This is a genomic window from Ewingella sp. CoE-038-23 (assembly GCF_040419245.1).
Taxonomy (GTDB): domain Bacteria; phylum Pseudomonadota; class Gammaproteobacteria; order Enterobacterales; family Enterobacteriaceae; genus Ewingella; species Ewingella allii.
On record NZ_JAZHOH010000001.1, the window covers coordinates 2,094,278 to 2,108,184 of the forward strand.

Consider the following 13,907-nt stretch of genomic DNA (forward strand, 5'->3'; position numbering starts at 1 on the left):
ATGCGTCGACACGTTCCAATAGGTCAGAGCCTTATGACTGGCAAATTAGATTTCATCAAGGAACAGCAATGAAGGAGTGAATGTAAGCGAGACAGGTGAAATGGCGCAAAACCGCAGATCCGCGAGCAGCACAATGACAGCGCCAAAGCCCCAGATTCTACGTACCCTTATCTAGGTGCGCATAATGTATATTATGTTAAATTTAATATCATAGCGTACCAGCCTGACTGGCTTACCTCATCCCCTGTTGTTTTCCATGGCTTATTTTATGATTCGGTCCTTTTTATTTAGCATAAAAATTGCGACCTTTCGGCCGCAACTCTTTTTAACTCTTAACCGGCGGCGTTGGCGGAACTGGCAGAATAATTTCTGAAGCGATCTTCCATTCTTTGTTAACTTTCAACCAGTTATGAATCAACAGGAAAGGTTTCGGCTTACCGTCTTGCCCAGCGTAGGACACGGTAATGGTCACCGGCGCGTAGCTTTGGGCCACATCTTTGGTTAATCCCACCACTTTTAACTTACTCAGATCCGGGGTCAAAACTACCGGGCCGGAGTGCGCGATGTCTGACAATTTCTGATCGATAGCCGCATTTCCCCACACTGCCGACCAATTGCCCTCCACTGCCGGATTGGCGCTTTTCGCTACCAACATGGCTGACGGCGATTGCCAGAACATATTGTGAATCCCCGTAATATCGTGCTTGTTCGCCAAATCCGCCAAATGAATAAAATCATTCCTGATGGTTTCTCGGGTTTGTGCTGATAAGGGATCCTGATCCGCAGCCACTGCCTTTGGCAAGCTGGCCAATGTCGAAAGCGTCACAACCAGCCCGACGACTACATTTTTCATCGCTTCATATCCTGCTATTAAGTAAAAGACACGCGGTGTAGCCAAAACCCACGACACTTCTCAGTTCATAGAGACATTGGCCTTAATTCATTAATGACCGATCATCTTGAAATAATCAAGGCAACGCTGTGCCAAAATTGTAACTGTCTGCCTACTCTGCCCATGCAGAATTCGCCAGAACGCGTCATTTCACCATGGCATAAAAAGAGGGTTTCATGTCATTTGTTAAAGTGGTTTAAAGATTAATACTGGGTTTCCTTACTGAGACACTATTGGACTTTAAAAATGACAACATCTATTGCTCGCTCTGTTGCTCTGATCACCGGCGCTTCTACTGGCATCGGCGCTATCTATGCAGACCGTTTAGCACGCCGTGGCTATGACCTAATTCTGGTGGCGCGTAACCAGTCTCGCTTAGAGAAAGTGGCTGATATTATTAAGGAAAGCACGGGCGCTGGCGTTACCGCGGTGGCCGCGGATCTCGGTCAGCCTGAGCAATTACGTCAGGTGGAAGCCCTGTTACGCCGTGAAGATAGCCCGATAAGTTTGCTGGTCAACAACGCGGGGTTTGGCTCAGTGTTCCCACTTTTGAATGCCAATGTCGATGAAATGGAACAGATGATCGACCTGAACGTTACCGCCCTGACCCGCCTGACCTACGCCGCCGTACCGGGATTTGTGGCACGCGGCAACGGCGCCATCATCAATATCTCATCCATCGTGGCGATCAGTACCAATGTGCTGAACGATGTCTATAACGCCAGCAAAGCTTATGTACTGAACTTCACTCAGTCGCTGCATCACCAGTTGGCGGATAAAGGCATTAAAGTTCAAGTGGTTCTGCCAGGTGCGACGGCCACCGAATTTTGGGACGTGGCCGGAACTCACGCCTCCAACTTGCCGCAGGACTGGGTAATGAGTGCCGAAGCGATGGTAGACGCGTCGTTGCGCGGTTTTGATCAGGGCGAAGTTGTCACCATCCCGCCGTTGCAGGACGGTGACAAATGGCTGGCTTATGATGCAGCGCGCGTTGAGCTTTCCGGGTTGTTTGCTAATAAAACCCCAGGCCCGCGCTATTTATAACCGCTTGAAAATGCAGGTATTACTCGACTGTGGGTGCCTGTTCCACATAAGGCTGGCGGGAACGGATCTCCCGCAATAACGCCTGCGGCGGCTGCCCGAGCGTGCGTAAAAAGGCGCGCCGCATGCGTTCTTCATCACCAAATCCCGTTTTTAAAGCAATCTGCGCAATAGAAGAATGCCCAGCTTCAATCATCGATTTTGCGGCTTCAATGCGTAATTTTTCTACCGCTTTGGCTGGTGAATGGCCGGTCTGATGCTGAAATGCGCGGCTGAAATGTCTTGGGCTCCAGTGAACCTGCTCGGCGAGTTGCTCAACGTTTAAGGGTTCACACAAATTCTCTTTGGCGAATTCCAATGCTTTGCGAACGCGATCGGAATCGGGCTCCATTTCGGCCACGGTTGAAAACTGCGACTGGCCGCCAATCCGGCGATGATAAACCACCAGTTTTCGCGCCACGCTTTTGACCAGTTCTGCGCCTAAATCCTGCTTCACCATGGCGAGAGCCAAGTCAATGCAGGCCGTCATACCCGCAGAGGTCCAGATTTGGCCTTCATTAATATAGATTTTGTCCTGATCGACGCGCACTTTGGGGAATCTTTGTTGCAGCGCGGCCGCCTGTCCCCAGTGCGTGGTGGCGATGTGGCCGTCTAAAAGCCCCGCCTCCGCCAAGATAAATGCGCCGCTACAGATGCTGGAAACGCGCCGCGTTTGCAACGCAACATGTTGAATTTGGCTGATTAATAGCGGGCCGACGTGTGGAATATCCGTACTGCCGCCGACCATAACGGTGTCGAACTCGAGCTGCTCAATCGGCTGGCTATCAATTTTGACCCCAGCCGAACTGCTGATCAGGCCACCCTGACTCGAGACAATGTCGAACTGATAATATGGCTCTTCATGGCCGCGCATGGCCATTTCCAGATTGGCAATTTCAAAAACAGAGAGAGCCGCCAGATCCAACATTTGAAATCCGGGGAAAATTACCAGTCCGATACGCAGCGCCATGATGTCCTCTTTTGAGGGAAGTAATATTTAATAGACTTTGCCATGGACGCCGTATTCAGGTCAATCAGCCTTTAACCATGACAGCATCGACTATCAGCCGGAGCCTGATCGCGCTCCTTCAGGCCATAATCTCGCACGACCTCGGCTACGCGCAGCCGGTAATCCGCCAGAATATTCTCCCGTCCTTTGGTCTGCGCCAGCCGGTGCGGCTCGAGGTTTCGCCACTGCTTTACCGCCTCTTCATCGCGCCAAAAAGAGAGAGAAAGCAGCTTGTTGGGATCGGCAAGGCTTTGGAAACGCTCGATGGAAATGAAGCCGTCGATTTCTTCAAGCAAGGGCTTCAGCGCGGCAGCAATAGCCAGATAACTTTCACGCTGGCCATCTACGGGTTGTAGTTCAAAAATGACAGCAATCATGGGCATTCTCCTGATGTGTTTACAGGTTGCGAGTTTACGACTGGCGCGAACGCCATACTTCGCTTAACCTCGAAGTATGGATAACATTGATATTGAAGAACGGCTGGCAGCCCTCGCGGCGGCCATGGCCGACAAAACCCGAACCCGCATGCTGTGCCTGTTAATGGACGGTCGGGCTTACACTGCCACGGAAATGAGCGCGGCGGTGGATGTCGCGGCATCCACAACCAGCGCACATCTGGCAAAACTGATGGAGCAGAACCTGATTAGCTGCGTCAAACAGGGGCGCTATCGCTACTTTCGACTGGCCGGTTTAGAGGTCGCCCAGCTGCTGGAATCGCTGATGGCGATGGTCGGCGTCGAACGCCCGGTGGTGAAAAGCTCGACTCCCGGCGCATTGCAATTTGCCCGCACCTGTTATGACCACATGGCCGGTGACGTGGCGGTGAAGCTGCATGACGGCCTGTTTCGCGCGGGCTGGTTGAGTGGCGATCAGCACTACCAGCTAAGCGAGGAAGGTCGTGAAAATCTGACCGCCGTGGGCGTTGATTGCTCCCAGCCCGCGTCACGTCGCCATTTTGCCTGTAGCTGCCTTGACTGGAGCGAGCGCAAAGCTCACCTTGGCGGTGCTTTAGGCGCGGCAATATTGGCTACTTTTGAACGAAAAGAGTGGGTGTTACGCCACCTCGACAGCCGCCAGTTGTCGTTCACCGCTAAGGGGAAAATCGCCTTAGCTCGCCATTTTTCACTTCATCTGGATTAAGTCGATTGCCCGCTCGATCCTGCTGCTTTTCATTACATTTCAGTAACATTCCCTGTGACAGCTTCCTCGCGAAAAGGTAGTCTGAACGTAAATGAGTGTCATCGTCAGTCGCCTTTTCGGAGTGGTTCATGTCGTTCAAATTCAGCCTCCCTGCTGGCTCCGCCTTGCCTTTATTGGTGGCGGGCGCATTCTTCATGGAGAACCTAGACGCTACGGTGATTGTCACCGCGCTGCCGCAAATGGCGCAGGCGTTTGGCGTACACCCGGTCGATATGAATATCGGCGTTTCGGCCTATATTCTGACTACCACGGTGTTTATTCCGGCCAGCGGCTGGATTGCCAATCGCTTCGGCACGCGTAAAGTTTTCTCGATGGCCATCGTGCTTTTTGCACTGGCGTCGATCCTCTGCTCGGTCAGTACCAGCCTCGCCACCTTTACCGCAGCCCGCATGTTGCAAGGCTTTTCCGGCGCATTGATGGTGCCGGTTGGGCGTCTGGTGGTGCTGAGAAATACCTCCAAGTCTGATTTGATCCGCGCCATCGCCACTATCACCTGGCCGGGGCTGGTTGCGCCGATTATCGGCCCGCCGCTGGGTGGTTTTATTACCACTTTTGCCTCCTGGCACTGGATTTTCATCATTAACGTGCCGCTCTCTCTGGTGGCGCTTTATTTCAGCCAGAAGCTGGTTCCCGCGCTGCCCGGTGAAAAAGGGGTGCCATTCGACTGGCTGGGATTTGTGCTGACCGGCGCGGCCTGTCTGGGCCTGATGTTTGGTCTGGATCTGTTTAATCAGCACGGGGTGAGCTGGTTGCCAATCACCTGCGTGGCGGCAAGCATCCTGCTGGGAGCCTTAACGGTGCTGCACTCCATCCGCGCACCTTTCCCACTGCTGCCGATGGTGGCGATGAAGATAAAAAGTTACGCCGTCACTATTTATGGCGGTTCGCTGTTCCGTATCGCCATCGGCGCCCTGCCTTTTCTGCTGCCTTTGATGTTCCAGCTGGGCTATGGCATGAGTGCTTTTGATGCCGGTCTGCTGGTGCTGGCGGTGTTTGCCGGAAATCTGGCGATGAAGCCTTTTACCTCGGCCATTCTGCATCGCTTTAAGTTTCGCTCGGTCATGTTGGTCAACGGGGTGCTTAACAGCCTGACTATTTTTGCCTGCGCGCTGCTGACTCCTGAGGTACCGACCTCGCTGACATTATTGCTACTCTTCGCCAGCGGCATGACGCGTTCAATGCAGTTCACCGCGTTAAATACCCTAACATTTTCTCAGGTGCCGAGTGAGCAAATGGGCGGCGCGAACACCCTGGCAAACACTGTGCAGCAGCTTTCCACCGGGTTGGGCATTACCATTGGCGCCCTTTCACTGCGCGTGGCGGAGCATTTCCAGACCGACGCCGGAAGTTCGGTGCACCTCGAGCAGTTCCACGTGGCCTTCATTATTATCGGGCTGTTTTCGCTGGTCGGCACCTTGAATAACCTGTCCCTTAGCCCGACCGCCGGGGATGAAATCCGCCGTAAAAAAGCCCCGTCAGCCCCTGCTGCCTCGGGCGGAAAATAATGGGTTAAGCACACTGCCGATTTGCCTTCATTTATGCTAATACTGTGTGCAGCTTCACATTTTAATGCGTGATAACTATTGAGGATTCTTGGGATGATTATTTTTGTAACAGGCGCAACCGCTGGTTTTGGCGCTGAAATTGCCCGTAAATTTGTTAAAGCAGGTCATCAGGTTATCGCCTCTGGACGCCGAAAAGAGCGTCTGGCCGATTTGAAATCTGAGCTGGGCGATGCGCTGTACGTGGTGCAGCTAGATGTGACCAATCGCGCATCGGTTGGCGAAGCGATCGCCGCGCTGCCTGCCGAATGGCGCAATATCGACGTGCTGGTCAACAACGCCGGCTTGGCTTTGGGTCTGGAAAAAGCGGACAAAGCCGATGTGGATGACTGGGAAAACATGATTGATACCAACGCCAAAGGCTTGGTGTACATGACCCGTGCCGTTCTGCCGGGCATGGTTGAGCGCAACGTGGGCCACATCATTAACATCGGCTCAACGGCCGGTAACTGGCCATATGCCGGCGGCAACGTTTATGGCGCGACCAAGGCTTTCGTTCGCCAGTTCAGCTACAACCTGCGTTCCGACCTGCACGGCACTCACGTTCGCGTGACCAATATTGAGCCGGGCCTGTGCGGCGGCACTGAGTTCTCCAATGTGCGCTTCAAAGGCGATGACGAAAAGGTCAGCAAAACCTATGACAACACCAACCCACTGACCGCGGCCGACGTGGCTGAGTCCGTCTTCTGGGTGTCAACGTTGCCAGCTCACGTCAACATCAATAGCATTGAAATGATGCCAGTCAGCCAGTCTTTGGCGGGCTTGCAGGTGCATCGCGAAGAGTAATTTTGCAAGCTGGAAAGCAAAAAAGCGCCGCTGGGCGCTTTTTTTATGGCTGAATCATGAGATAAGGCTTAACTCGCTTTCCAGCCAGAGACGATGATCAGCATTCCAGCCAGAGCCACGCAGGCTCCCAGCCAGTCGGTATGACTTAATTTCACGCCATCGACAAAACGTAACCACAAAAGCGCGGTCATAATATAGACTCCGCCGTAGGCCGCATAAACACGGCCACTGGCTGCCGGATGCAGGGTAAGCAACCAGGCAAACGCCGCGAGGCTCAGCGCCGCGGGAAACAGCAGCCAAACGTTTCCTCCCTTTCTCAACCACAGATAAGGCAAGAAGCAGCCGATGATTTCAGCCAGCGCGGTGACAAAAAACAGTATGGTAGTTTTGAGCATGGCGGAAGTTTACAGTCCATAGTTCAATCAGGAATAAACCACTCGTCCGTCAAAGAGTGACGTTCGTGGTCGCAATGGTATAATTTATTTATTCGCCTGAGCGATGTGTAAACCTATAAGGAAGAGCTAATGAATACAATGTTTATGACCCAAATGACCCGCCGGTTGTTACCGGTTGCCCTGTTGGTCATGGCGGCAAGTTGGCAGGTTTCTGCACAGGCCGCAAATACCAACTGTTCCGGCGGTACCTGCGTGTTCAGCGGTACCGGCAATGACGCGGTGAATAACGAAGCCGCGCGCCAGAGCAAAGAGCAGTGGAATGACACACAGCAGCTGCGTCATTCAATCAACCAGCGGGCGACCAAGAGCTTCAATAAGTTCGACAAAGCCGTGGATGCGCGCGATGCCTGCGAAGCCAGCCAAAACCTGAATGCCTACTGGGAACCTAACACTGAGCGCTGTCTTGACCGCCGCACCGGCCGCGCCCTGTTAGCACCGTAACGCAGAGTTAACAGCCAACGAGCGTAAAAGCCCCCCTTTGCGCTCAGGCTGCTAAACTTAAGTAGAAGACCTTCTTTTACTTAATAATCATAAAAGGATTAGATGATGAAAAAAACCATGTTAGCCGGACTGGCCATTCTCGCCCTCGCACCCTTAGCAGCTCAAGCATCATGCGACAGCGTGAAAGCCGATATCACCCAAAAAATCGTTGCTAACGGCTTGCCTGAAGCCAATTTCAAGTTAGATATCGTGCCAAATGATCAAGCCGATCAGGCTGGCGGTCAGGTAGTGGGTCACTGCGAAAACGACACGCAGAAAATCGTCTACACCAAGACTTCCGATCGCATCGATGACAGTGCCAAGACTGGGACGAGTCAGGATGCACCAGCACAGTAATTTGCGCTTTTAAAAGCTGGTCAAGTTCAAGGTCGTGGGCTCGCCGCCCACACTGGCTGGAACCTTGCGTTGCCACGCAAACTGGTCTTTAAGGTCAAAACCGTGCGCTGCCGCCACACCGGCCTCAAGGGGCGCCTATCGCCGCGCCCCTTGAGAATCCCCGGCTCTTTACTGCGCGCTTCGCTCGCTGGGTGGACGTGTTTCAGGTACTCCTGTTCTCCACCGCAAAATGTCGCCGCTTAGGCGGTGCCTTCGCTTCAGGCTTCGAGCCTTTGGTCTCGAACCGTTCGCTCAGCGCCATTTTTGACTGCGGTTTTGAGGCATTTCAACCGTACCGTTTCACTGGGCTTTGTTTTGGGTTTAGTTTTTTTACGAATTGAATGAGACGGTTCGGTGTAAATGCCAGTAGGTCGCGTTCAGAAGTGACGCCGAGCAAGAGGTGGAAAACCGCGTGGCTTTTTACGCGGGTTGGAATCCCGCCGCGAGGGGACCGCCTAAGCGGCGGCACTTCGCGACGAGCACTGAGGCCGCTGAAACACGTCCATTCCAACTCTGCGCAGCCTCGATCTCACAGCAAGAAAAAACGCAGGGTTCCAAGGGAGGCGCGTTTACGCCTCCCTTGGTCGGTGTGGGCCGACGCCCACGGTTTTGAATTTGAACTTGAATTTGAATTTAAAGATTCTAAAAGCAGCTCAGAACTGCAGCCCCTCAGATCTGATAATCAATAACCACTTCTTCCTCTTGTGGCTGTGCGAAAGCCTTCTCTTTAATCTCATTAACTGACAGCCGTGGGTTGCACAGCTCGATAAATCGCCAAACATAGTTACGTTGTAACTGCGCCCTTTTCAACCCTAGCCAGACGGTGTTGGCTTCGAACAGGTGTTCGGCGTTGATGAGCGTCAGGCCGCTGTCGCGCTCTGCTTCAAAGGCTTTGTCGGCGACGATACCCACGCCCAGACCTAACTCGACATAAGTTTTAATCACGTCGGAGTCCTGCGCGCTCAGCACGATGTCCGGGCTGAGGCCCGCGCGGTTAAAGGCTTCGTCAATGCGCGAACGGCCTGTGATGCCCTGACGATAAGTGATTAACGGTTGCTCGCTCAGGTGTTGCAAGGTTAACGGTTGCTGGTTAATTAGCGGATGATCGTTAGGCACTACCACCGAGTGATGCCAACGGTAATAAGGGAAAGCGGCGACGGCCGGATCGTTGATCAGCCTTTCGCTGGCGATACCAATGTCCGCCTGGCCGCCTAACAGCATGGCCAGCACTTCCTGCGGCGAACCCTGTTGCAGCTCGAGGCGCACGCCCGGATAAATAGCGCGGAACTCCTTGATCACCTTCGGCAAGCTATAGCGCGCCTGAGTGTGGGTGGTGGCGATAGTCAGAACCCCGGCGTCTTCCTTAGAAAACACATCGGCCAGACGGCGAATATTTTGCGCCTCATTCAGAATTCGCTCGGCGACGGCCAGCAGCTCTTTACCCGGCTCGGTCAATCCCAGCAGACGCTTGCCGCGACGGATGAATATCTCCACGCCCAGCTCATCTTCCAGCTCACGGATATGGCGGCTCACGCCCGACTGAGAAGTAAACAGGATGTTGGAAACTTCCGTCAGGTTGTAGTTGCATCTCGCCGACTCGCGAATGATTTTTAGCTGTTGGAAATTCACCGTTTTCTGCCTCTTGAAGTTCGTAAATGTGCGTAAATCTTTTTGCGTAGCACTATTGTTACGGCCTGTTGCTGCGCAGGACAAATACGAAAAAACGGTTACTTATGCTTTTTCCGACTAAAGAAACGAAAAACGCCGGAAACCGGCGTTAAGAGATGGCGACTGATCTCAGTCAGGCACGGACGGGAGTCAGCACCGGCGCGCCACCAAAATGGGCCAGCAGGTTGTCGATCACCAACGTCATCATGTTGTTCATCGCCTCGGGAGAGCGCCCGCCGATGTGCGGAGTGATCACCAGATTGGTCAGCGGGATGATCTCCTCCGGGACTTTTGGCTCGCCGTCAATGACGTCCAGCGCTGCGCCAGCGATGTCACCCTGCGTCAGGCTGGCAACCAAGGCTTGGGTGTCGACCACGCTGCCGCGGGAGATGTTGATTAAGAAGCCCTTCTCGCCCAAGGCGCGCAATACTGACGCATCTACCAGTTTGGCGGTGCCCTGACCGCCCGGCGTCGCGACGACTAAATAATCGGCCCACTCTGCCAAGGCGTGCAGGCTGTCAAAATAGCGCCACAGGCTGTCAGTGAGTGGATTGCGATTATGGTAGCCGACCGCCATGTCGAAGCCACCGGCGCAGCGGCGTGCAATTTGTTCGCCGATATTGCCTAGCCCGAGAATGCCGAGTTTTTTGCCAAACATGCCGCCGACGTCAGTACCGGCGCGGGTCCAGTCGCTGCGGCGCACCTTGGCGTCCATCTGCGGGATTTGGCGCGTGATCGCCAGCATCAGCGCCAGCGTATGGTCTGCCACCGACGAGCTATTAGTGCCGGGACCGTGAGTCACCACAATGCCGCGCTGCTTGGCGGCGGCCACGTCAACTAACTCATAGCCCACGCCCTGTGCACAGATAATGGCCAGATTCGGCAGCTTATCCATCTCTTCGCCCGTCAGCCCGATAGTGCCAATGGTCAATACGGCGCGGATGCTCTCGGCCACGGCAGGGTCGAGATTCACCCGGCTTTCCGGGGTTATGGCGTAATGCAGCTGGAAGCCTGCGGCTGCAAAACGTTCTGGATAACCGGCTTCGAGGGGGACATGACTTAGCAGCGGGACATTCATGATAGCTCCTGATTAAACAACGAATATTGGCTTAAAGAGGTTTTGATTATGGTTTTGACTATCGGCGAATGGCACAGCCTTGTACAGCCAATAAGCGCATTATCAGAGGCTTAAAAGGTAAAAAATTGCATCAAGGTCTACACTCAATCGAGGCTTCGTGCACACGGCTTTATCTGCCGCTGATGTTCTTCGCTCAATGTTCCTTCAGGTTTTATTCTGATTTCCCTGTTCAGGAGTGACGTTAAGAATGGCAAAAAAAGCATCCCCTAAATCCACAACTTCCGCCGAAACCCCAGCCGCCAAGCCCTCCACCGCGCCTCACAAGCAAGTGAATGTCGCCGTGGATGAGGGTGGCGTCAGGATCATTCATCCCTACAGCGATGGTGAAATCGTCAAAAGCTTCGACTCGGGGCACCAAACGCGGGTCCGGGAAGGTTTACCCGTGCCTTTGGGTGCAACTTGGGACGGTTTGGGGGTCAACTTCGCCCTATTCTCTGCCAATGCCACCAAAGTCGAGCTGTGCCTGTTCAACGATGAAGGCGAGCAGTATGACGTCATTGAACTGCCGGAATACACCGACGAGGTGTGGCACGGTTATCTGCCCGACGCCCGCCCCGGCCTGCTGTATGCCTACCGGGTGCACGGGCCTTATGACCCGCATAACGGTCACCGTTTCAACCCGGCCAAATTGCTGCTCGACCCTTATGCCAAGCAGATTGTCGGCGAACTGAAATGGGACGATGCGCTGTTTGCCTATGACATGCAGAGCGACAAAAAGGACCTCCACCTCGACAATCGCGACAGCGCCGAATTTTTGCCGAAGTGCCGCGTGATTGACCCGGCCTTCTCCTGGGCCAGATCGCGCAAGAACCATATTCCGTGGGAAGAGACGCTGATTTATGAAACGCACGTGCGCGGCTATACCATGCGTCATCCGGCGGTGCCAGAACATCTGCGCGGTACCTTCTCAGGCTTGAGCACCCCGCAAATCGTTGATTACATTAAGTCGCTGGGCGTGACTTCGGTAGAGCTGATGCCGATCCACGCCTTTACCGACGATCGCCATTTGCAGGAGAAAGGGCTGCACAACTTCTGGGGCTACAACACCCTGAGTTTCTTCGCGCCGCACCCGCAATACATGGCGACCCACACGGTGAACGAATTCAAACAGATGATCGCCACCCTGCACGCGGCGGGCATTGAGGTGATCCTCGACGTGGTTTACAACCATACGGCGGAAGGCAACGAGCTTGGCCCGACCCTCTCCTTCAAAGGGATTGATAACGCCAGCTACTACCGCCTGATGCCAGACAATAAGCGTTATTACATCAATGACACCGGCACCGGCAACACCCTGAATCTGAGCCATCCGCGCGTGCTGCAAATGGTGACTGACTCCCTGCGCTACTGGGCGACCGAGATGCAGGTTGACGGTTTCCGCTTCGACCTGGCAACTATTCTGGGGCGTGAAAGTTATGGTTTTGATGAAGGCTGCGGCTTCCTCGACACCTGTCGTCAGGACCCGGTGCTCAGCCAGTGCAAACTGATAGCAGAGCCTTGGGACTGCGGCCCCGGCGGCTATCAGGTAGGCGGCTTCCCTCCCGGCTGGACCGAGTGGAATGACCGTTTCCGCGACTCCGTGCGCAAGTTCTGGCGTGGCGACGAAAGCCAGCTGGCGCAGTTCGCCACCCGGCTCTCTGGTTCTGCCGACCTATTTAACCATCGCGGCCGTAAGCCTTACGCCTCGGTGAACTTTATTACCGCCCACGACGGTTTCACCCTCAACGATTTAGTCTCTTATGAGAACAAACACAATGAGGCCAATGGTGAAGACGGTCAGGACGGCAGCGATAACAATATTTCCGCCAACTACGGGGTTGAAGGACCGACTGACGATCCGGCGATTAATGAGCTAAGGCTGCGGCAAATGCGCAATATGCTGGCGACGCTGCTGTTCTCACAGGGCACGCCGATGCTGCTGGCGGGCGATGAATTCGCCCGCTCGCAAAACGGCAACAACAACGCCTACTGTCAGGATACCGACATCGCCTGGGTAAACTGGAACATCGAGGATAAAGGCAAGTCGATGATCCTCTTTACCTATCGGCTAATTGCGCTGAGGAAGCGTTTCCCCATTCTGCACCGTGGGCGTTTCCTGACGGGTGCCGTGCATGAAAAGCTGAATGTGAAGGATGTGAGCTGGTTCCAGCCACGCGGCGAGGAGATGACCGACGAGGCTTGGGCCGATCCTCACGCCAAAAGCATCGCCATGCTGCTCGATGGCCGCGCACAGCCTACCGGGTTACTGCGCTACGGCTCGCTAAGTACCGTGCTGCTGTTGTTTAACGCCTCACATGAAGAGGTGGTGTTCACCTTACCGTCGGTGGCTCACGGCGAGAGCTGGCGGCACATTTTTGACACCTTCCAGCCGGATGATGTCAATGAGCACAACTTTGATTTTGGCCGGGAATACATCTGCCCGTCGCGCACCGTGGCGCTGTTCGAGCTAATAAGCGCCGGTAAGCACTCGGCGTAAAACGTTACGTCACAACATCAGGGCGCGAGTCAGACGATTCGCGCCCTATTTTTTGCCTGTCATTCGCCACTGATAGCTTCGCGCAGCGACTGACGCGCCCTCTCCAGCGCGGTTTCCCGGCCAATGGCGCTCATGCTGACGCCTTCGGCGGTGATCACGCTGACGTCATTCATACCCATCAGCGCCAGAATAGAAACTAAATAAGGTTCCTGAAAATCGTGCAGCCGCCCGGCTTCTGAGGAGTAAATCCCGCCACGCGATGAAGCAATAAACACTTTTTTATCCGTGACTAGGCCCTTAACCCCGCCGTGGGTATAGGTGAAAGTGATGCCCTTTTGCGAAATCTGATCGATCCAGGCTTTGAGGTTGCTGGAAATAGAATGGTTGTACATCGGCGCGCCAATCACAATGACGTCGCTGGCCATCACCTCTTCGATGGATTGATAAATGCCGTCGATTTCCTGTTGCAGCTCAGGGGTGATCGCCGTCTCTTTGGCGTCATGGAAAATGGTCATGGCTGCTGCTGATAAGTGCGGCGGCGGCGTGGTACCTACATCGCGATAACGCACGGCGGCGTCCGGGTTGATCTTCAGCAGTTCAGCGACAATCCACGCCGATAACTCGCGGGTGACGGAGGTTTCAACAAAGGGGCTGGAATCAATATGTAAGATTTTCATGCTGCGGCCTTAATTCGGGAGGGTGAATGGGCGCAGTCTAGTCGTTGTCGTAAAGTTGATAAATGCGCATAATGGCAACATATCGTTG

The 13,907-nt window shown here is 54.2% G+C and carries 14 protein-coding genes; 7 read left to right on the top strand and 7 right to left on the bottom strand.

The window, feature by feature from the left end; genetic code table 11:
• Positions 1–325 precede the first annotated feature (325 nt).
• On the bottom strand, positions 326–853 hold the full coding sequence (locus tag V2154_RS09765; protein WP_353502062.1) for a hypothetical protein: 528 nt from the start codon (positions 851–853) through the stop codon (positions 326–328).
• 285 nt (positions 854–1,138) lie between these two features.
• Between V2154_RS09765 and V2154_RS09770 the strand changes: the two genes are divergently transcribed.
• Complete coding sequence (locus V2154_RS09770; RefSeq protein ID WP_353502063.1) at positions 1,139–1,936, top strand: SDR family NAD(P)-dependent oxidoreductase; 798 nt, start codon at positions 1,139–1,141, stop codon at positions 1,934–1,936.
• A gap of 19 nt (positions 1,937–1,955) precedes the next feature.
• Here V2154_RS09770 and V2154_RS09775 read toward each other — a convergent pair whose 3' ends face one another.
• Together V2154_RS09775 and V2154_RS09780 are read right to left on the bottom strand one after the other, a co-directional pair.
• A complete protein-coding gene (locus V2154_RS09775) occupies positions 1,956–2,942 on the bottom strand; it encodes a GlxA family transcriptional regulator (RefSeq protein WP_353502064.1) in 987 nt (328 codons plus the stop codon).
• A gap of 71 nt (positions 2,943–3,013) precedes the next feature.
• Positions 3,014–3,358 (bottom strand): antibiotic biosynthesis monooxygenase family protein, encoded by a 345-nt coding sequence (locus V2154_RS09780; RefSeq protein WP_353502065.1) that lies wholly within the window; start codon positions 3,356–3,358, stop codon positions 3,014–3,016.
• 76 nt (positions 3,359–3,434) lie between these two features.
• On the opposite strand from V2154_RS09780, the gene V2154_RS09785 reads away from it, so the two are divergent.
• From V2154_RS09785 to ydfG, 3 genes are all read left to right on the top strand, one after another.
• Complete coding sequence (locus V2154_RS09785; protein WP_353502066.1) at positions 3,435–4,121, top strand: ArsR/SmtB family transcription factor; 687 nt, start codon at positions 3,435–3,437, stop codon at positions 4,119–4,121.
• A gap of 128 nt (positions 4,122–4,249) precedes the next feature.
• Positions 4,250–5,686, top strand: coding sequence for an MFS transporter (locus tag V2154_RS09790; RefSeq protein ID WP_353502067.1), 1,437 nt, complete (start codon positions 4,250–4,252; stop codon positions 5,684–5,686).
• A gap of 93 nt (positions 5,687–5,779) precedes the next feature.
• Positions 5,780–6,529, top strand: coding sequence for a bifunctional NADP-dependent 3-hydroxy acid dehydrogenase/3-hydroxypropionate dehydrogenase YdfG (gene ydfG / locus V2154_RS09795; RefSeq protein WP_353502068.1), 750 nt, complete (start codon positions 5,780–5,782; stop codon positions 6,527–6,529).
• A 68-nt stretch (positions 6,530–6,597) separates the two neighbouring features.
• Here the strand turns inward: ydfG and V2154_RS09800 are convergent, their stop codons facing one another.
• The gene (locus V2154_RS09800) at positions 6,598–6,924 is read right to left on the bottom strand and encodes a YnfA family protein (RefSeq protein WP_353502069.1); all 327 of its coding nucleotides are present in this window, start codon (positions 6,922–6,924) and stop codon (positions 6,598–6,600) included.
• 129 nt (positions 6,925–7,053) lie between these two features.
• Between V2154_RS09800 and V2154_RS09805 the strand changes: the two genes are divergently transcribed.
• Positions 7,054–7,425, top strand: a complete 372-nt coding sequence (locus V2154_RS09805) for a DUF1283 family protein (protein WP_353502070.1) — start codon at positions 7,054–7,056, stop codon at positions 7,423–7,425.
• A 105-nt stretch (positions 7,426–7,530) separates the two neighbouring features.
• A complete protein-coding gene (locus V2154_RS09810; RefSeq protein WP_034790501.1) occupies positions 7,531–7,821 on the top strand; it encodes a DUF1161 domain-containing protein in 291 nt (96 codons plus the stop codon).
• A gap of 708 nt (positions 7,822–8,529) precedes the next feature.
• Here the strand turns inward: V2154_RS09810 and cbl are convergent.
• A complete protein-coding gene (cbl, locus tag V2154_RS09815) occupies positions 8,530–9,489 on the bottom strand; it encodes an HTH-type transcriptional regulator Cbl (RefSeq protein ID WP_353502071.1) in 960 nt (319 codons plus the stop codon).
• Positions 9,490–9,661: 172 nt separating this feature from the next.
• Entirely contained in the window at positions 9,662–10,606 is a 945-nt protein-coding gene (locus V2154_RS09820; RefSeq protein ID WP_353502072.1) for a 2-hydroxyacid dehydrogenase, read from the bottom strand.
• Between the two features lie 247 nt (positions 10,607–10,853).
• Here V2154_RS09820 and glgX point away from each other — a divergent pair, with 247 nt between their 5' ends.
• Positions 10,854–13,142 (top strand): glycogen debranching protein GlgX, encoded by a 2,289-nt coding sequence (gene glgX, locus V2154_RS09825; RefSeq protein WP_353502073.1) that lies wholly within the window; start codon positions 10,854–10,856, stop codon positions 13,140–13,142.
• Positions 13,143–13,201: 59 nt separating this feature from the next.
• On the opposite strand, the gene V2154_RS09830 is transcribed toward glgX, so the two are convergent.
• On the bottom strand, positions 13,202–13,819 hold the full coding sequence (locus tag V2154_RS09830) for an FMN-dependent NADH-azoreductase (protein ID WP_353502074.1): 618 nt from the start codon (positions 13,817–13,819) through the stop codon (positions 13,202–13,204).
• Positions 13,820–13,907 lie beyond the last annotated feature (88 nt).